Below are 17,287 nucleotides of genomic sequence, written 5' to 3' on the forward strand. Positions count from 1 at the left end.
AAAATACTCAGCTGGGGCGCACTAGGAAAAGTCATGAATAGAATAACCACGTGGGCTTTGATCGTCATATCATTGCTAAGCGGACAAACATTTTCAGCAGGTGATGTGGTCGCTGGGAAGGCAAAATCAGGAGTATGTTCAGCCTGCCACGGGAAAAACGGCATTGCAGTGATTCCTGGGTATCCAAACCTGAAAGGGCAGAAAGAACAATATTTAATAAATGCGATTAATGCATATAAAAGTGGTCAACGTACTGGAGGAATGGCGGCAATCATGGAAGTACAAGCGAATTTACTGTCTGGAGATGATATTGCTAATTTAGCTGCCTATTACTCCCATTTGGAGTAAAGATTGCTAATCTGAACAACTTACATAGAGATATAATGTCAAACGAGGTTTATTCGGTATTTTGAACCTTGGGTTATGACAAGCATTGAATGTTGTGAGATGCTAACTGATAATACGCGCAAATGATTTAAGTTTAAGGGATGAATATGAAAAAGATTGAAGCGATCATTAAGCCATTCAAATTGGATGATGTGCGAGAAGCATTAGCTGAAGTCGGCATCACAGGAATGACAGTATCTGAAGTTAAAGGTTTTGGTCGTCAAAAAGGCCACACCGAGCTTTATCGTGGTGCTGAATATATGGTCGACTTTCTACCAAAAGTGAAACTGGAAATTGTTGTGACAGAAGATGTGGCAGACAAGTGCGTTGATACTATCATTGAAATCGCTCAAACAGGTAAAATCGGTGATGGTAAGATTTTTGTGACTGATATTGAACGTGTTGTTAGAATTCGAACTGGTGAAGAAGACGAAGACGCAATTTGATCGCTTATGGTTTAAATCTTTCAGCAATTGATTAAGGGGCCATATTAGGCTCCTTTTTGCTATATCTACCCATCTCGCTGTTCACTTTATCTTGAGGTGACTTTGGTATAAATGTCTGCCTGAGCTTTTGTGATGTTTTAATTAGGTAATACTATGTATCTTCGTTTATTTTTTTTTGTTGTTCTTGCTTTGATGGCTTTAGGCGTCGTGTTCAATATGGTTTTTACCATTCCGGATCAGCCTCAGCTTGTAACTATGACAGAGCAGGATACTCGGCAAAGTGTCCGATGTATGGATTTTGAAAATCCTAAGGCACTCGATAATAAAGGACAGTTGGATATTTTGGTATGGAATATTTATAAGCAAAATCGAGATAACTGGCAACAAGCATTAGAAAAACTTTCTACAGGAAAACAACTGCTGATTCTTCAAGAAGCCAGCATAACCGATGAGTTTAAGCATTGGCTGGTGGAGGGGCAATGGTTCGGTAATCAAGTTCGTGCTTTCAAAGCATTGGGCAGTAGTGCTGGAGTAATCAATATTGCAAAGCAAGTGCCTATAAGAGCTTGTGCTTATACTCAAAAAGAACCGTGGCTACGTTTACCTAAGTCAGCCTTGTACAGTGAATATAATTTGAGTAATGATCAAGTTCTCGTGGTAATTAATATTCACGCCATCAACTTCACTCTGGGGACGGAAGAGTATATCTCTCAATTAACTAAGTTAGAAATGGCTCTCAACAAACACAAAGGACCGGTTTTGTTTGCAGGTGATTTTAATAGCTGGAGTGAAGAGCGGTTAAATGTTATTCAGAAGACACTTAGGCAAGCGGAGCTAATTGAGGTGAAATATACTCCAGATCATCGTACCCAATTTTTAAATGGCTTGCCACTTGATCACGTGTTTTATCGAGGTCTAATACTGAAGAATGCAGCAGCACCAGAGAGCGAAGCTTCTGATCATAATCCACTTTTAGTGTCATTTATGCTGATGGAGTAAAAAAGCCCTTTTGTTGGAATTTAAACGCTACCAGCAAGAGCGGGTAGCGGTGAACTTTTAAGTATCAGATCAATGGGTAAATAAAATAAGCATGGCCCAGATGACATAGAATCCTATCCAAGGTAAAGCAGAAAGGACCAAAGCTTGGCCTCGTTCGATACTAGTCCATGTCAACACAACACCATAACCGAGTGTGATATACCAAGGCAATAATAAAGGTAATGAACTAGCAAACTGCGACCAGTAGTTTGTTAGGGGTAATTTCAGCAGCCCGTTTAAAGAATTAAGGTCTGCAGCATAGTTCATAACTTGACCATTTTTGAGTAGCAAGCTGGCATAGCTGGCAAAGTCTCCTAATACTGCTGGAAATAAAATGGCACAAGATGCTGCAAACCATTTCCAGTAGCCGATCGTTATTTGAGATTTCTTTGTAGCAAAAAAGAACCACAGTGCTAATAACGATAATGTAGTGAAGCGGTTAAATATATCATTAATAATTGCAGTTGCCATCAAGGTATCTTGCTGCAGTAAAGCGACTTGCTCTGGGGCAATTTGTTGAAGCTGCATGGTAAGGGCATGGGTTAGCCAAGTAAAATTAACTTCTGAAAAATAAGATCCCCAAAACAAGAATGGGCTCAACATCAAAATAATGAATGGCTGCCATCCCCAAGCAGAGCGTTGATACAGGGCGAGAAAACATGCTGCTGGAGAACGAAAAATATCCAATAACATGACTAATGGGTTACTTGACGGGGTCATACACCGACCTTAGTAACATCGACATAGAGTTTAAGTTTTTGACCGGGTTTCAGATATTTTTGGGCTTTTAGTGAATTCCATTTAACTACATCATTACTTTTTACTTTAAATTTATTGGCAATACCACTAATAGTGTCTCCAGAGCGTACTTGATAATAGACCGCTCTGATCACATTACCTTTGCCTGAGCTTTTCCAGATAACTAACTTTTGTCCTGCACGGAGTGTGTCTTTTGGACTCATACTATTCCACTTCGCGAGATGCTGATGAGAAACTTTGTTAACTTTAGCAATGGACCATAAATTATCACCTGATTTAACGGTGTAGGTCAGTTTATATTTACCACGCTCTTTTATTTGTGTCTTTTGCAGGCGATTGGCTGCGGATAAAGCGTATTTAGCCTCATTTTTAGTTGAAGTTGGAATCAACAAGTATTGTCCGATACGAATATTGTTGTTCGATAAGCTATTCGCTTTTTTGATGACGTTGGTGGTCGTACTGTATTTTTTAGCCAGCATGCTGAGTGAATCACCAGACTTCACTTTGTAGCGAACGATCTTCATGCCTTTGCCACGGTTTTTTTCGACTTGAGCAAGGAATTGCTGCTTTTTCTCAATTGGAATTAGGAGCTGCTGCGGCCCTTCTGGGGCTGTTGACCATTGGTTATAAGCTGGATTATAGCTTTGAAGTTGCTTGACATTGATACCTGCGTAATCTGCTGCAATGGCCAAATCCAGCTGCTCTTTGGGATCAACGAGAGTGAGCATTGGTTGATTTGGTATTGGAGGAATATCGAGACCATACTTCTTTTGGTTGGCGATGATATCTGCTAAAGCCAGTAATTTAGGTAAATAGCTGCTAGTTTCTTTGGGCAGATCTAAAGAGAAAAAATCGATAGACTTACCAAGCTTGTGGTTTTTGCGAATCGCCCTTGACACTCTACCACCGCCACTATTGTAAGCAGCAATAGCATGATCCCAATTACCATCAAAGCGCTGATTTAGTTGCTCTAGGTAATCTAATGCTGCTTCTGTAGATGCATAGACATCACGACGCCCATCGTACCAGTAATTTTGATCTAGCCCCATCATCTTCCCCGTACCGGGTACAAATTGCCACAGTCCAGAAGCTCTGCCATGAGAATAAGCAAAGGCGTCAAATGAACTTTCTACCACTGGTAATAATGCTAGTTCCATTGGTAAGTCACGTTCTTCAATTCGCGTAGTAATCATATATAAGAACGGCTTAGCGCGTTCTGATACTGTGTAAAGGTGATTGGGGTGCTTTAAATACCAAGTGCGATAGTAGTCGATCTTTTTATTTTTAGGTATTGGCATCTTTAATTGCATACCAATACGCTGCCACACATCTTTTTGCTCTTGAGGTAAGGGCACTTTCTGAGGGGAGATAAGTTTTGTGTATTCCGGCGCAGGCTCTAAGTCAGTTGTGACTGGATTATGTTGAGCTGTTTTATTGGTAGTGCCAGTTTGTGATTTTGTGGTGTTTGGGCTTTGGGAGGTCAATTGACAACCCGAAAGTAACAGCATGAATGCCCAACTATACTTTAAACGCATGAATTCAGCCTATTTAGGACCTTGTTTCCTTTTTGCTTGTAGGCAACTCAGAAAGTTGTTACCGCATCAATAAGGTTATCGATATTTTTAATACTATTTAATTGTAGGAAATAACCATTCTACAATAAGCAATAGTTCGAGTTTTTACCAATGGAGTCAGTTTTATACCACAAATTTAAGTGGTAACCGCTGAGTACAGTATCCATGGTTCTGCCTTCAGAACCTTAATCGCATCTACTATTGAATAGATCTAATAACTTTGTTCTCTAGTCAAGCGTGAGCTTTCGCATTGATAAGGTTTTAGGCTCATTTTCATCCTAAAACTATAAAAGCGCCGACAGCGCTTTTATATATTCAGTTAACTTGAAAATACTGAGTTTACTAACATCAGTATTTAGAGGCTTTGGTTTTTTTACCGCCTACATTCATTGTCATCTGAGTATAAATCAGTAAGTGATAATACTTGTGTCTTGTAAAGTTACAAGTAAAAAGTGGTCAAAAGTCGTTCTTCCATTGACGTAATGCTGAAAAAACCGCACAAGGTTCGTGATGCGCTAATCGGTTTGCAACAGATTTAATCACCTCTGGGTGGGCCGTTCGTAAGAATGGATTTACCCACTTTTCTCTACGCAGTGTGGTTGGTAAAGTTGGGCGGTTTCGTGCTCGTAGTCGATTGACTTCATCTCGATACTGGTGTAGCTGTTCATTATCAGGTTCAACAGCAAGTGCAAAAGCGATGTTACTAGCAGTATATTCGTGGGCACAGAATACTTCAGTTTCTTCAGGAAGAGCTGCAATTTTGCTCAAAGATTCATACATCTGCTCTAGGGTACCTTCAAACACTCGACCACATCCAGCGGAAAAAAGGACATCGCCACAGAAGAGCTTTCCGTCACCAACATAGCCTATGTGACCTAATGTGTGTCCGGGTAAGCCAAGGACCAAAAAGGTTTCACCGAACAGTTCAAGTTTGTCGCCTTCTTCTACTGGATTGGTTAAGGTGGGGATTGGTTCAGTTTTAGGGCCGATGACAGAAATATGAGGGAATGCATGGACGAGATCAGGTACTCCTCCAATATGATCATTATGGTGGTGCGTAATAAGGATTGCTTCTAAAATTAATTTATGAGTCTTTAAGTATTCTAGTACCGGCTTTGCATCTCCAGGATCAACAACAGCGCAGTGTCCGTCACTGTTTTGTATTAGCCAGATGTAATTGTCATTAAACGCAGGTATGCTTTTGATCTCTATCACGACTCTTTCTCCAATACCTTTTTAGTTAGGTGGTTAATGAAACCAGCACTCAGTAATAAAACGATTCCCCACCCAGCAACGTGGTCTGTAATGAATAATGGCTCTTGGGTACTTGAATCAATTCAAACCCGATTTGATGAATGGTGCCCAAAACTTTTCGGCTACCATATGCTTAAGTTAGGTGGTTTGAGCTGTGAGCTAACCAGTTATAACTCTAGTATTCAACACCAAGTTAACCTAGATATCCAGAACCCTTTGCATAATGTCATTGCAGATGGTTATGAATTACCCTTTTTTGAGAAAAGTTTTGATGCTGTTGTTCTTGCTCATCAACTTGACTATGCCAGTGATCCTCATCGATTGTTACGAGAAGTTGATCGGGTCATGATGGATGATGGTTATGTGATCATAACGGGTTTTAATCCTTTTAGTTTTACCGGGTTAGCCAGCCTTTTGCCGTGGAGAAAGGAAAACTTACCTTGGTCTGGACGTATGTTTAGTACTCATCGAGTAAAAGATTGGTTAGGTGTTCTAAATTATCAAGTGGTACATTGTGAGCGTTACGCCTTGTTTCCGATGACGCGTTATACCTCGCTCTGGACATGGCTTGAAAACAGTATTGGTGGATGGGCTTCACCGGCTGGAAGTTTATACTTTATTGTCGCTCGAAAGCGGACTTATCCTTTAAAACCGATTAAGCCACACTGGCATTTGAAGAAAAAGCTAGCGCCATTAGGAGTGATGAATCGAGAGGGAAATCAAGTTAATAAAGTATTTGACAGGTTAAAGTGACCCAAGGTTCAACCAACTAATCGCTTGGGTCTTTTATGCCACCGATGGACGATGGGTGACTTAGCTCTTATCAGATTCGATCGTCTCTATCCGGCTTGGTAACCAGTATCTTCATCGGTTGGGTTCTCCGCAGCAGCTCGCGCTAATTCATCACACATTTCATTTTCACGATGACCCGCATGACCTTTAACCCAATGCCACTCAACTTGATGTCGTGCGGTTTCTTTATCGAGAGCTTGCCAAAGGTCTGCATTTTTCACAGGCTTTTTGTCGGCAGTTTTCCAACCGCGCTTTTTCCAGTTATGGATCCATTGGGTAATGCCTTGACGAACATACTGGCTATCAGTAGTTAATGAAACTTTGCATGGCTCTTTTAGTGTTTGTAATGCAACAATGGCAGCGAGCATTTCCATGCGGTTGTTGGTCGTTAATGTGTAGCCTTTTGCTAATGTTTTTTCCGTTTGCTTGTAACGTAAGACAACACCATAGCCACCAGGACCTGGATTGCCTAAACAAGAACCGTCAGTGAAAATCTCAACGTGTTTGGTCATATTTTTTGGTACTATTAGCCTAAACATTTAATAAAGCATAGTCTGACATACATAACCTTATGAATACCAGTAGCAATTCTGAACATAATCGAATTATTGTTCTCGATACCGAAACCACAGGTATGAACCTTGACGGTGGTCCTCATTATATGGGGCATCGAATTATCGAAATCGGTGCTGTAGAGATCGTCAATCGTAAGTTAACGGGGCGACATTTTCATGTTTATCTAAAGCCCGATCGTCCAATTCAAACAGAAGCGATTGAAGTTCATGGTATTACCGATGAATTCCTTGTTGATAAACCTGATTATGCCAGTGTGCATCAGGAGTTCCTTGATTTTATTAAAGGTGCTGAACTCGTTGCTCATAATGCTCCCTTTGATACTGGGTTTATGGATTATGAGTTTGAAATGCTCGATCCGACTATCGGTAAAACGGATGATTTCTGTAAAGTGACCGATACGCTTGCTATGGCGAAGAAGATCTTCCCTGGTAAGCGAAATAATCTTGATGTCTTGTGTGATCGATATGGCATTGATAACTCGCATCGAACGCTTCATGGCGCTTTACTCGATGCCGAGATCCTAGCGGATGTTTATCTGCTTATGACTGGTGGGCAAACTAAGCTGGAATTTAATGCTAACAAACAAGGTGGAGTTGAAGAGATTCGTCGTGTTGAAGGCAGAAAATCTCTAAAGGTTTTGCATGCAACAGCCGATGAAGTAGAGGCGCACCACAAAAGATTAGATCTGGTGAGTGACTGTATCTGGCATCAATAGGAGAGGCTATGTTGAGAATGTTTGCGGTTGCTGTCTTGGCAATCTGGAGTGGTGTGTCATTGGCTTCTAGTGAATCTGCAATGTCTTTGCTAGATAACCGCTTTAGAGTTGACCCAACCATTGAGCAGATCACCTTTGTGGTTTATCGTGAGCAGCCCTCTAAGCCTGTTGTTTTAGTGCGTCCAGATGGTAAAAAGTATTACGCAGAAAGTGCTGATAATAAGCAAATTCGCTGGTATCAGGAGCCATCACTCGATATTATTTCTGTTGTTGATCCTATGCCTGGACCATGGCAAGCGGTCGGCAAAGTCACGCCGAAAAATAACATTCGTTTGATCTCTCACCTCAAATTGGAAACGGATACTTTGCCTAAAACGCTTTATCATAATGAAGCATTAAAGTTTACTGCTCGTTTAACATCCAACAATCAACCTTTAGTGCTGCGAGATTTTCTAGACCGAGTCAATCTAAAAGTTTCCTTTACCAAGTTTGTCGATAACGAAGATGATTTATCTAAAGAAGATCGTCCGTTGCCGCTGATTATTGGGACATTCAATGACGATGGACGAGAACTGGATGAAAAATCGGGGGATGGTATTTTTACTGTTCAACTGCCCGTGAATGTTGAACCAGGAAAATATCGTGTACGGATTACCTCTGGTAATGGTGTTTTTTTGCGTGCGCAAGAACAAACTGTGCTCGTTTATCCTTCCCCAGTTTCGCGAACTTTTATTCAAGCTCGCCAACCCGGTGAGGCTCATCAATTGGTTATTCGAGGTGAAGTAGGGACTATTGCACCTGGATCTATAGTGGCTAACATTATTGAAACTGCACCGGATGGTTCACATCATTACTCACAAGGTCAAGTGTCGGCCGAAGGAACCAAAACCACATTGCAGATGGGTAATAATCAGGAGTTTGGTAAGTACGCGTGGTACGGTGACATTTTTGCAACCGATCTAGCAACGCAGCGTTCGTTATCTTTTCCGATACCAGAACAAACCTTTAGTGTGGTTAAAGAAGTCGACATTGAAGCAGTCCGTTTAGCAAAGCAAGCGGAATTAGCGGAACAAAGACGCCTTGCCGAAGAGCAGCGTATTATCGCAGAGCGTGAGTCACAGCGTAAAGCCAGCCTGATTATGATTGCCGTTGGTAATGTCGTTGTTTTATTGATGATTGTTGGCTTTTGGCTGCTATGGCGCAAACTTAAAACAAAACGAGAAACGACCCCAGAAATGCAATTGGCTGTCCCCAAGAAATAAGCTTGGCCCAGTCATGACGCAAGCCAAGTTTGTCTCGCTGAATCAAACAGCTTGAGGTTGCTTGGGGATAAGGTGTCATTTTTATTGTTTATCAATGCATTATGTTTTTGTATTCTTCAGTGGTTAACACAATGGAGAGTGCATGATGACGATCGTATTTGAAGAGAAAGTTCCCACCCCCGAAGAATACTGTGCGATGCGTATGAAGGCAGGGCTATCGGCAAAGTCTTTACAGGCTGCACAAGCTGGTCTGCCCAATACGTTATATGCAATATCAATTAGGGAAGAAGGTGAATTAATTGCGATGGGGCGGGTCGTTGGTGATGGTGGTTGTAATTTTGAAATTGTCGATGTAGCTGTTTCTCCGAGCTATCAGGGGCAAGGGCTTGGCAGAAAAGTGATGGAATATATTGATGGCTATTTGTCTTTGGCTGTGATGGAAGGTTCTTATGTTTCTATGATTGCTGACGAGCCTTTGTTTTATGAAAAACTGGGTTATCGTCTTGTCTCACCGAAAAGCCACGGCATGACGAAAAAGTTCTTTGTACAGGCTAATCAATAATCGTATCTTTAATCGAAGAAAAACGGGAGCGATGACTCCCGTTTAGTGATGGTACTTTTTGATTTTGTCGAGTGTTCCCCTAGGCAACATTACCCATCTGAGGATAAGATGGCTTTGCTGCAAGCAAGCCTGACTCGAAGTCGTCGACATTAATTGTATCTAAACGGTGTTGTTCTGCTTCTTTTAACAGGGAAGCCTCTTGCGGGGTAATTATTCCCTGCTCTAATGCTTCTTCTGCAACACGATCTAAGCACATAAATGGCAGGCGCTTCCCTTGTGCTTGGCATACTTTTTCAAAAATAGGCTCGGCTTGTAAAACTACAGTTAGAGCGAGCTCAATTTTACCTGGAGTATTGAACTCAGTAGGTTCTAAGTATTGGTTTCTACCAATCCTAGAACGAGTTGCACAAGGTGTTTGTAAAATGTGAGCGACTTGACTGTCTAATTTGTCATTGGGAGCTTTACGAACTCGGCCAAACGGCATAATCATGACTTTCAGCATTCGAGCGATGATTTTATTTGGGAAATTGGCTAAGAACTCATCAATGGCTATTTCAATTTGCTTTAAGCTGTCCTGTAAGCCCCAGTGAACCATAGGAAGATCCTCGACTGGACGTCCATCTTGTTCAAAACGTTTAAGAACGGCAGAACTTAGATAAAGTTGGCTGAGGATATCACCAAGACGCGCAGATAGGCGTTCCCTACGTTTCAGTGAACCTCCCAATACTGCCATGGAAATATCGGATAGCAATGCTAAATTAGCGCTGTAGCGGTTGAGTTGTTGATAATAACGCTTGGTAATGTCTTTGGTTGGCGATTCTGAACCGAAGCCATCGCAAAGTCCAAGCCAAATACTACGCACGAAGTTACTCATAGTAAAAATAAGATGACCTGCTAGCGCCTTATCAAATTTTTCAACAGCATCACTGGCATCAGAATAAGCAGCGCTCATCTCTTGTAATACGTATGGATGACAACGAATCGCACCTTGTCCGTAAATGATCATTGAACGTGTTAAAATATTTGCACCTTCTACTGTTACCGCAATTGGAGCACCTTGATATGCTCTGGCTATAAAGTTAGAAGGTCCCATACAGATTCCTTTACCACCAACGATTTCCATCGCATCGGTAATACTTTGCTGGGCTCGTTGTGTGCAATGATATTTAACAATAGCAGAAATCACGGATGGCTTTTCGCCTAGAACAATACCCGCGACAGTTAAGTTACTCGCTGCATCCATGACATAGGCGTTACCCCCCAATCTCGCTAAAGACTCTTCAACACCTTCCATGTGCCCAATCGGCTGTTTGAATTGACGACGAATTCTTGCATAGGCACCTGTTGCAAGTGCGGCAGTTTTAATACCGCCAGTAGAGTTTGAAGGGAGGGTAATACCACGACCAACAGATAGACATTCGACTAGCATGCGCCAACCTTGGCCTGCCATTTTTTGACCGCCAATAATAAAATCTATAGGAACAAATATATCTTTGCCACATGTTGGTCCATTTTGGAATGGGATATTGAGAGGGAAGTGGCGATTACCTATTTCAATACCGGGAAGGTTCGTTGGAATCAAGGCACAAGTAATTCCGAGATCTTCTTTATCGCCGAGAAGTCCTTCAGGGTCTCGTAATTTAAACGCTAGACCTAACACAGTTGCAACAGGAGCAAGCGTGATATAACGCTTGTTCCATGTTAGGCGCATTCCAAGTACCTTTTTACCTTCCCACTCCCCTTTGCACACAATACCAAAATCAGGAATAGAGCCAGCATCAGAACCCGCTTCGGGACTTGTAAGAGCAAAACATGGGATTTCGGTGCCTTGAGCGAGCCTAGGAAGGTAGTAGTTTCTTTGTTCTTCAGTACCGTAATGTTGCAGAAGTTCACCAGGACCTAATGAATTTGGTACGCCAACGGTTGTAGAAAGTACACCAGAAACACCTGTAAGCTTTTGCAAAACGATTGATTGTGCAAGAGCTGAAAACTCTAGGCCGCCATATTTCTTTTTGATTATCATGGCAAAGAATTTGTTGTCTTTAAGAAATTGCCAAACCTCTGGCGGTAAGTCAGCCAGTTCATGAGAAGCTCTAAAGTCGCTGATCATCGCACAAACTTCATTAACAGGACCATCGAGGAAAGCCTTTTCTTCCTCGCTTAAGTTAGGCATGGGTATCGCATGTAATTTTTGCCACTCTGGTTTACCTTTAAATAGTTCAGCCTCCCACCAAACAGTACCTGCATCTAATGCTTCTTTCTCTGTCTGAGACATTTCAGGAAGTACTTTTTTAAACATAACTAATGCTTTACGACTAATCAGAGACTGTCGGATGTTAGGTATTGTTAATGCAACAATAGCTAAGGTAAAAACAGCCCAACCGATGAAGCCAGTTAAACCCGTAAAAGTCAACACTAGCATGGTAGCAAACAGCAAGCTGACAGATTTTATGAGCGATGTTCTGTGATATAGCGTGATACTTAAAACGGAAGTCATCGCGATAATTGAGAGCAAAATATCCATACATTTTTCCTTTTCAGACTGTATACGTTATACGTCTGTTTTTAGGTAAGAGGTCTAACCAGTTCTCCTTAATTGTAACCAAAGTATTAAATAAATGTAAAATGCTGTATTGGTTAAAAAGTGATCTCAGTGGAATTTAAATTAGAAAACTGAGAGGTAAGTGGTGGTTTTATCATCAATTTATCAAGTTTATTATTGTCATCGATTTAAATATCTTGGTTCTCTATCGACACTAATTCTCATTTTTGGGTAAACTCTAAAAAGGCTGGTTGATGTGAACATCGCATTAGTCCCCGTTTGCAAGACAATACGAACATGTATTTATGTAGCAGAATATTAAAGAGAGCATCTTATGTACCAAGATCTGATTAGAAGCGAGCTAAACGAAGCAGCCGAGGTTCTGAATAAATTTCTAAGCGATGAAAGTAACATCGCACAAATTGAAGAAGCAGCAAAACTGATTGCGAGCTCGTTCAAACAAGATGGCAAAGTATTATCTTGTGGAAATGGTGGCTCTCATTGCGATGCCATGCATTTTGCAGAGGAACTCACTGGACGTTATCGTGAGAATCGTCCGGGTTATGCAGGTATTGCGATTTCGGATCCGAGTCATTTGTCTTGTGTGAGCAACGATTTTGGCTATGACTATGTTTTTTCTCGTTATGTAGAAGCGGTAGGTCGCAAAGGCGATGTGTTATTCGGATTATCTACATCAGGCAACTCCAGCAATATCCTTAAGGCAATTGAAGCCGCACACGCTAAAGGAATGAAGACCATTGTACTTACCGGTAAAGATGGCGGTAAAATGGCTGGCCTCGCTGATATTGAGATTCGTGTTCCTCATTTTGGCTACGCTGACCGGATTCAAGAAATACATATTAAAATCATACACATCATTATCCAACTTATTGAAAAAGAGATGGAATGATAAATATTTACCTCTATGTTGACGATGATGTTTTTTAGTAAGGAGTTTCGTTAGCTATGTGTGAGTTGCTTGGTATGAATGCTAATGTACCGACAGATATTTGTTTTAGTTTTACAGGGCTGATGCAACGTGGTGGACGTACGGGACCACATCGAGATGGATGGGGAATTACCTTTTATGAAGGTAAAGGATTTCGTACTTTTAAAGATCCTAACCCTAGTTGTGATTCTATGGTGGCTCAGCTGGTGCAAAACTATCCTATAAAAAGCTGTGCAGTTGTGAGCCATATTCGCCAAGCAAATCGGGGAGGAGTATGCCTTGAAAATACTCACCCGTTTACTAGGGAGTTATGGGGGTGTTATTGGACTTTTGCACATAATGGACAATTGGTAGATTATAAAGACTTATCCACTGGCCGTCATCGTCCAGTAGGACAAACAGATAGCGAACAAGCTTTTTGTTGGTTGCTAAAAAAAATGGAAGACCAATTTCCAGAACCACCTCAGGATATGCAAGCTGTGTTTGTTTTTCTTGCACAGTGCTGCGATCTGTTACGAGAGAAAGGTGTTTTCAATATGTTACTCAGTAATGGTGAGTTTGTTATGACTTACTGCACAAACCATTTGTATTGGATTACACGACGGGCACCTTTTGGCAAAGCATCGTTGCTTGATGAGGATGTAGCAATTAACTTCCAGGAAGAAACAACGCCTGATGATATCGTTTCGGTTATCGCAACACAGCCATTAACTGGTGATGAAACCTGGCATAGGATGAAACCGGGTGAGTTTGGTCTGTTCCATTTCGGTAAGATGATTTTTAACAATGCTGCTGACTTGGTAAACGTACCATTTGCAGAACCTAAACCAGGAAACCAAGCTCCAGTTGAACCGTTAATATAAAACTTTATCCCTAAATAACCTTTATTAATTAAGGGTAATAAATAAGCGTCTGAGTTTAAAAGATAAATGAAGACGCTATAAAGTGATTTTTCTTATATTTCACCTGAAAATAAAATAATTGACTTAAATTATTTTTATTATTTATGGAATATCATTTAAGTATTTATGAGTTTAAGTGCGTAACTTATTCCTCTAACTTGTACTTTTTTGGCGAGTTAAAATGCAAAATAATAAATTTGAATTGCGGTAAAAATCGATACTGCTATAATTTTCAGAGTACTTTCTAGTGAGTTAAATAATGGCAATAAGCAGTATCGAAGAAAAAATAAATAGAGTCTGTTACTTTATTGAAGATCAGCCATATGAGGACTTTTCACTACAAGATTTAAGCGACGTTGCCGAGTTATCTAAATACCATTTTCAGCGTGTTTTTAAATCACTTGTTGGTGTTACACCGCATCGTTATATCTTACTGTCTCGCTTACGACGTGCTTCTTTTGAGTTACTTTACCGTCGTGACCTTAAAATTATTGATGTGGCTATGTCAGCAGGTTTTGAGAGCCCAGAAGCTTTCACTCGAGCTTTTACTCGTGTTTTTTCTCAGACCCCTAAAGCATTTCGAACTCAGCCTAATTGGTCAAAATGGGCCCGAGAGTTGGCTGTCAATATCCCAGCAAGAAAACTTCAATATAATGTCAATGTTTTTCAATATCCTGAAAGAAAATGTGCGGTTATTACCCATAGAGGTTTTTACTTCGAAGGCTTAAAAACCTTTGATAAACTTGTAAATTGGTTGATTGATAATAATTATATCACCGAAGATAAATTGAAATCTCTTCCACTACTTGTCATCCCAAATGCTAATCCGCTAGAAGTCGAAGAGTCGGAATACACTTGTGAACACTGCATTCCGTTTGAAGGTGACATTGCACCGAATGATGAAGGTATTTCTTCAGCAATGCTTCCTGGTGGTAGTTTTGCAGTACTAACCTACGTTGGTCCCAGAGAGCCTAATGGCATTTCATATGCAATACAGTATATTTTAAACGAGTGGATGCCGAACACGGAGTGGGAATGGACTGGTCAGCCTTCTATATTTGTGTTTGATAATTCACCTTTACTCTTTCCTGATACCGAGTTGATTAGTCAAATCTGTTTGCCTATTCAACCCAAAAGTTAACGATCAAACACCATTATTACTCATTCAAGGAAGTACTCTAATGAAGTTTATCCTAAAGTCGCTGATAGGCGTAGTCTGAGCCTTTGTGTTATATTGCAGCTAGTATGTTTATCTTGGATCTTAAACCCGCTAAGTTAATAGGTAGAGCTTTACTCTAAAAACAAAGGATTATCTTTTAACCATTCAGACTGAGTAGAAAAGCATAGGAGCTTCCACGTAGCAGCATCGGAACAATATAAAATGGCAATGTTATCTACATTTCGTCCTGATTCCGGTTGGTGACTAGGTGCGTTTAGTGGTTGGTGGCTAATATATGAGGTGCTTTGGCCTAAATTAAGTTGCTTATAATTTTGAACCCAACTAGTAAGTAGAGCTACTGTTTTTTCACCTTTAGGCTGATCAATAAAATTAATCCAGTTTTCATGATTTTCAGGCCCTTTTTTATACTTTTCAATGGCCATACGTATATTTTGACTTTTTAAATCTTTTCCGGATATGAATACAAGGAAAGAAGTATAGTTTCCTACATCTGCTTTACTTAGATATTCGAGATGAGGTCTAGCATTAACAAGATAAATAGAGTAGTAATTATTTACAGAGTTAAAGTACATTGAAGAAATAACATCATGGGTTGAAATCCAGCTATTTTTTAGTGAAGAGTTGATTTCGTTTTTAACTCTTTTAACCAAATCTAAATTTATAGTTTTAATGAATGTTTTCTTGTTTTTTTCATTTGTATTTTCTTGGCTTTCTAACAGCATTCTAGAGAACTTTGTGTTTCTTTCAAAATTTAATTTATTTATATCTTCATTAAAGCTTAACATATTAATAATATTATAATAGCTCTCACCATCGCCCATAACATGACTCATAGAAAATATAATAGCGAATTCGTTATTAGGAATATCTTGAACTAGACTGAACTTTATTAATGGCGTGTTTCGCTCAATACATTCTTGAATCGGAGAAACATAAAGTTTATCAATAACTTCTTGGTTTAGGCCTTTTTCTATTATATTAATAAGATTTAAAATACTCTTTTCGCCACTGATGAGTCTTTCGATATCAAACACTTCGAAATATGTAAGAAAAGAATCGATAGTTTCTGGAGTAATGAAAACAAGCTCGCCTTCTTCTCCATTAATCAATCTAGCTCCAATCCATGGATTTAGATTGATTATTTTCAATATTCTTTGTTCTAACTGTTCGATTGGAGCTGAACCTTTAAATACTGAAATGGTGCTAATGATGCCTTCATTTACAGAACTCTCAATTTCATTGTTTAATAATTTGTATATCGGCATTATTGTTCTCCTTGATATTTTAATAGCATTATAAGATGAAAGTAAAAGTGTTCCTAATTTGTATGATATTATAAGGTCTCAATAACGCTAAGAGTGAGCTAGAAGAGCTTTGATAATGTGGATGTGCTATAAAAGAATATCAAGTTTGAAGGAACTTAGATGATTTGAAGCTCAAAAGTTGATAAATCTAGGCGAGCCATGTGCCCCGCCTTTAGATTCGGATGTGTCGTTTAAGGCGTCAAGAGTAATTATATCTCGGCAGCATAGCCGTGAATACCGAGCTCGGTATCATCTAGCCAAGCTTTACCGTCTTTCATTTGCAGTCGTTCATCGACTAACCATTTAACCACAAGAGGGTAGATTTGATGTTCTTGTGTCTGAACGCGTGCGCTTAAGGAAGCAATATCATCGTCAGCAAAAATAGGCACTTTCGCTTGAAGAATGACAGGGCCACCATCGAGCTCTTCCGTTACAAAATGTACACTGACGCCATGTTCTTTGTCTTGTGCATCCATGGCTCGTTGATGGGTATTGAGTCCGGGATACTTTGGTAATAAAGAGGGGTGAATATTGATCATTTTACCCGAATAATGCGCAACAAATGACTGGCTTAGGATTCGCATATAGCCAGCTAAGACAACCACATCGGGTTGATAAGAGTCAATTTGCTCCATCAGTTCGGTATCAAAGTCTTCACGAGCGTTAAACTGTCTAGGATCAATAAAGTGGCTATCTGCGCCAGATTGTTTTGCTCTTTCAAGTCCGTATGCGTCAGACTTATTGGAGAAAACGGCGGAGACTTGGGCATTTGGTATAGAGCTTTGACAAGCGTCTAAAATGGCTTGCAAGTTACTACCACTACCAGAAATAAGGACGACAATTTTTTTCATGATGTTGAGTCTGCGGGTTATTATAATTTGTGTGAATTCATGATTAAAGATGACGATGGATAGAGTAGGAGTTATTCCAGCGCAAAAGTTGAAAAGTGGTTATCCTCAACGATTTTTTGGTATATCTCTAACAACCAATGATTGACTTAAGCTGATGAAAAAAGCCCTCATAGAGAGGGCTTCTCAAACGAGTA

17 protein-coding genes are annotated in these 17,287 nt (G+C 40.1%); 10 read left to right on the forward strand and 7 right to left on the reverse strand.

What is annotated here, in order from left to right:
- The first annotated feature begins 33 nt into the window (after positions 1-33).
- The 3 genes from VSA01S_RS00990 (at position 34) to VSA01S_RS01000 (ending at position 1,832) form a co-directional block, all read left to right on the forward strand.
- On the forward strand, positions 34-348 hold the full coding sequence (locus VSA01S_RS00990) for a c-type cytochrome (RefSeq protein WP_039979572.1): 315 nt from the start codon (positions 34-36) through the stop codon (positions 346-348).
- A 146-nt stretch (positions 349-494) separates the two neighbouring features.
- Positions 495-833: a nitrogen regulatory protein P-II gene (gene glnB, locus VSA01S_RS00995; protein ID WP_021709593.1), complete on the forward strand. Its 339-nt coding sequence runs from the start codon at positions 495-497 to the stop codon at positions 831-833.
- Between the two features lie 153 nt (positions 834-986).
- Positions 987-1,832 carry an endonuclease/exonuclease/phosphatase family protein gene (locus tag VSA01S_RS01000; protein WP_039979573.1) on the forward strand — a complete coding sequence of 282 codons (846 nt, stop codon included), beginning with the start codon at positions 987-989 and terminating at the stop codon, positions 1,830-1,832.
- A gap of 69 nt (positions 1,833-1,901) precedes the next feature.
- Here VSA01S_RS01000 and VSA01S_RS01005 read toward each other — a convergent pair whose 3' ends face one another.
- The 3 genes from VSA01S_RS01005 to gloB form a co-directional block, all read right to left on the reverse strand.
- Positions 1,902-2,591 (reverse strand): YIP1 family protein, encoded by a 690-nt coding sequence (locus VSA01S_RS01005; RefSeq protein ID WP_039979574.1) that lies wholly within the window; start codon positions 2,589-2,591, stop codon positions 1,902-1,904.
- Positions 2,588-4,165: a lytic transglycosylase gene (locus VSA01S_RS01010; RefSeq protein WP_039979575.1), complete on the reverse strand. Its 1,578-nt coding sequence runs from the start codon at positions 4,163-4,165 to the stop codon at positions 2,588-2,590. The genes VSA01S_RS01005 and VSA01S_RS01010 overlap by 4 nt, the downstream gene beginning before the upstream one ends.
- A gap of 495 nt (positions 4,166-4,660) precedes the next feature.
- Positions 4,661-5,419: a hydroxyacylglutathione hydrolase gene (gene gloB / locus VSA01S_RS01015; RefSeq protein WP_039979576.1), complete on the reverse strand. Its 759-nt coding sequence runs from the start codon at positions 5,417-5,419 to the stop codon at positions 4,661-4,663.
- Between the two features lie 36 nt (positions 5,420-5,455).
- Here gloB and VSA01S_RS01020 point away from each other — a divergent pair, with 36 nt between their 5' ends.
- Positions 5,456-6,211 (forward strand): methyltransferase domain-containing protein, encoded by a 756-nt coding sequence (locus tag VSA01S_RS01020; protein WP_039979577.1) that lies wholly within the window; start codon positions 5,456-5,458, stop codon positions 6,209-6,211.
- A gap of 86 nt (positions 6,212-6,297) precedes the next feature.
- Here VSA01S_RS01020 and rnhA read toward each other — a convergent pair whose 3' ends face one another.
- Positions 6,298-6,762, reverse strand: coding sequence for a ribonuclease HI (gene rnhA, locus VSA01S_RS01025; protein ID WP_039979578.1), 465 nt, complete (start codon positions 6,760-6,762; stop codon positions 6,298-6,300).
- 59 nt (positions 6,763-6,821) lie between these two features.
- Here rnhA and dnaQ point away from each other — a divergent pair, with 59 nt between their 5' ends.
- The 3 genes from dnaQ (at position 6,822) to VSA01S_RS01040 (ending at position 9,365) form a co-directional block, all read left to right on the forward strand.
- Entirely contained in the window at positions 6,822-7,541 is a 720-nt protein-coding gene (dnaQ, locus tag VSA01S_RS01030) for a DNA polymerase III subunit epsilon (protein ID WP_039979579.1), read from the forward strand.
- Between the two features lie 8 nt (positions 7,542-7,549).
- On the forward strand, positions 7,550-8,803 hold the full coding sequence (locus VSA01S_RS01035) for a TIGR03503 family protein (protein WP_039979580.1): 1,254 nt from the start codon (positions 7,550-7,552) through the stop codon (positions 8,801-8,803).
- Positions 8,804-8,948: 145 nt separating this feature from the next.
- A complete protein-coding gene (locus tag VSA01S_RS01040; protein WP_039979619.1) occupies positions 8,949-9,365 on the forward strand; it encodes a GNAT family N-acetyltransferase in 417 nt (138 codons plus the stop codon).
- Positions 9,366-9,444: 79 nt separating this feature from the next.
- On the opposite strand, the gene fadE is transcribed toward VSA01S_RS01040, so the two are convergent.
- On the reverse strand, positions 9,445-11,889 hold the full coding sequence (gene fadE / locus VSA01S_RS01045; RefSeq protein ID WP_039979581.1) for an acyl-CoA dehydrogenase FadE: 2,445 nt from the start codon (positions 11,887-11,889) through the stop codon (positions 9,445-9,447).
- A gap of 352 nt (positions 11,890-12,241) precedes the next feature.
- Between fadE and lpcA the strand changes: the two genes are divergently transcribed.
- The 3 genes from lpcA to VSA01S_RS01060 all read left to right on the forward strand — a co-directional run bounded on the left by lpcA (position 12,242) and on the right by VSA01S_RS01060 (position 14,899).
- Positions 12,242-12,817, forward strand: coding sequence for a D-sedoheptulose 7-phosphate isomerase (gene lpcA, locus VSA01S_RS01050; RefSeq protein ID WP_039979582.1), 576 nt, complete (start codon positions 12,242-12,244; stop codon positions 12,815-12,817).
- A gap of 56 nt (positions 12,818-12,873) precedes the next feature.
- Positions 12,874-13,719: a class II glutamine amidotransferase gene (locus VSA01S_RS01055; RefSeq protein WP_039979583.1), complete on the forward strand. Its 846-nt coding sequence runs from the start codon at positions 12,874-12,876 to the stop codon at positions 13,717-13,719.
- Between the two features lie 298 nt (positions 13,720-14,017).
- Entirely contained in the window at positions 14,018-14,899 is an 882-nt protein-coding gene (locus VSA01S_RS01060; protein ID WP_039979584.1) for an AraC family transcriptional regulator, read from the forward strand.
- Positions 14,900-15,048: 149 nt separating this feature from the next.
- Here VSA01S_RS01060 and VSA01S_RS01065 read toward each other — a convergent pair whose 3' ends face one another.
- Both VSA01S_RS01065 and purN read right to left on the reverse strand, forming a co-directional pair.
- Positions 15,049-16,203, reverse strand: coding sequence for a hypothetical protein (locus VSA01S_RS01065; RefSeq protein WP_039979585.1), 1,155 nt, complete (start codon positions 16,201-16,203; stop codon positions 15,049-15,051).
- Positions 16,204-16,451: 248 nt separating this feature from the next.
- Positions 16,452-17,093, reverse strand: coding sequence for a phosphoribosylglycinamide formyltransferase (purN, locus tag VSA01S_RS01070; RefSeq protein ID WP_039979586.1), 642 nt, complete (start codon positions 17,091-17,093; stop codon positions 16,452-16,454).
- Positions 17,094-17,287 lie beyond the last annotated feature (194 nt).

Source organism: Vibrio sagamiensis NBRC 104589 (assembly GCF_007990935.1).
Classification (GTDB): Bacteria; Pseudomonadota; Gammaproteobacteria; order Enterobacterales; family Vibrionaceae; genus Vibrio; species Vibrio sagamiensis.

Excerpts from the sequence above, each read along its gene's own strand:
- VSA01S_RS01055 (WP_039979583.1), top strand. The coding sequence starts at position 12,874 with ATGTGTGAGTTGCTTGGTATGAATGCTAATGTACCGACAGATATTTGT.
- VSA01S_RS01010 (WP_039979575.1), bottom strand. The coding sequence starts at position 4,165 with ATGCGTTTAAAGTATAGTTGGGCATTCATGCTGTTACTTTCGGGTTGT.
- dnaQ (WP_039979579.1), top strand. The coding sequence starts at position 6,822 with ATGAATACCAGTAGCAATTCTGAACATAATCGAATTATTGTTCTCGAT.
- VSA01S_RS01000 (WP_039979573.1), top strand. The coding sequence starts at position 987 with ATGTATCTTCGTTTATTTTTTTTTGTTGTTCTTGCTTTGATGGCTTTA.
- VSA01S_RS01060 (WP_039979584.1), top strand. The coding sequence starts at position 14,018 with ATGGCAATAAGCAGTATCGAAGAAAAAATAAATAGAGTCTGTTACTTT.
- VSA01S_RS01065 (WP_039979585.1), bottom strand. The coding sequence starts at position 16,203 with ATGCCGATATACAAATTATTAAACAATGAAATTGAGAGTTCTGTAAAT.
- rnhA (WP_039979578.1), bottom strand. The coding sequence starts at position 6,762 with ATGACCAAACACGTTGAGATTTTCACTGACGGTTCTTGTTTAGGCAAT.
- VSA01S_RS01020 (WP_039979577.1), top strand. The coding sequence starts at position 5,456 with ATGAAACCAGCACTCAGTAATAAAACGATTCCCCACCCAGCAACGTGG.
- fadE (WP_039979581.1), bottom strand. The coding sequence starts at position 11,889 with ATGGATATTTTGCTCTCAATTATCGCGATGACTTCCGTTTTAAGTATC.
- purN (WP_039979586.1), bottom strand. The coding sequence starts at position 17,093 with ATGAAAAAAATTGTCGTCCTTATTTCTGGTAGTGGTAGTAACTTGCAA.
- glnB (WP_021709593.1), top strand. The coding sequence starts at position 495 with ATGAAAAAGATTGAAGCGATCATTAAGCCATTCAAATTGGATGATGTG.
- VSA01S_RS01005 (WP_039979574.1), bottom strand. The coding sequence starts at position 2,591 with ATGACCCCGTCAAGTAACCCATTAGTCATGTTATTGGATATTTTTCGT.
- VSA01S_RS00990 (WP_039979572.1), top strand. The coding sequence starts at position 34 with ATGAATAGAATAACCACGTGGGCTTTGATCGTCATATCATTGCTAAGC.
- VSA01S_RS01040 (WP_039979619.1), top strand. The coding sequence starts at position 8,949 with ATGACGATCGTATTTGAAGAGAAAGTTCCCACCCCCGAAGAATACTGT.
- VSA01S_RS01035 (WP_039979580.1), top strand. The coding sequence starts at position 7,550 with ATGTTGAGAATGTTTGCGGTTGCTGTCTTGGCAATCTGGAGTGGTGTG.
- lpcA (WP_039979582.1), top strand. The coding sequence starts at position 12,242 with ATGTACCAAGATCTGATTAGAAGCGAGCTAAACGAAGCAGCCGAGGTT.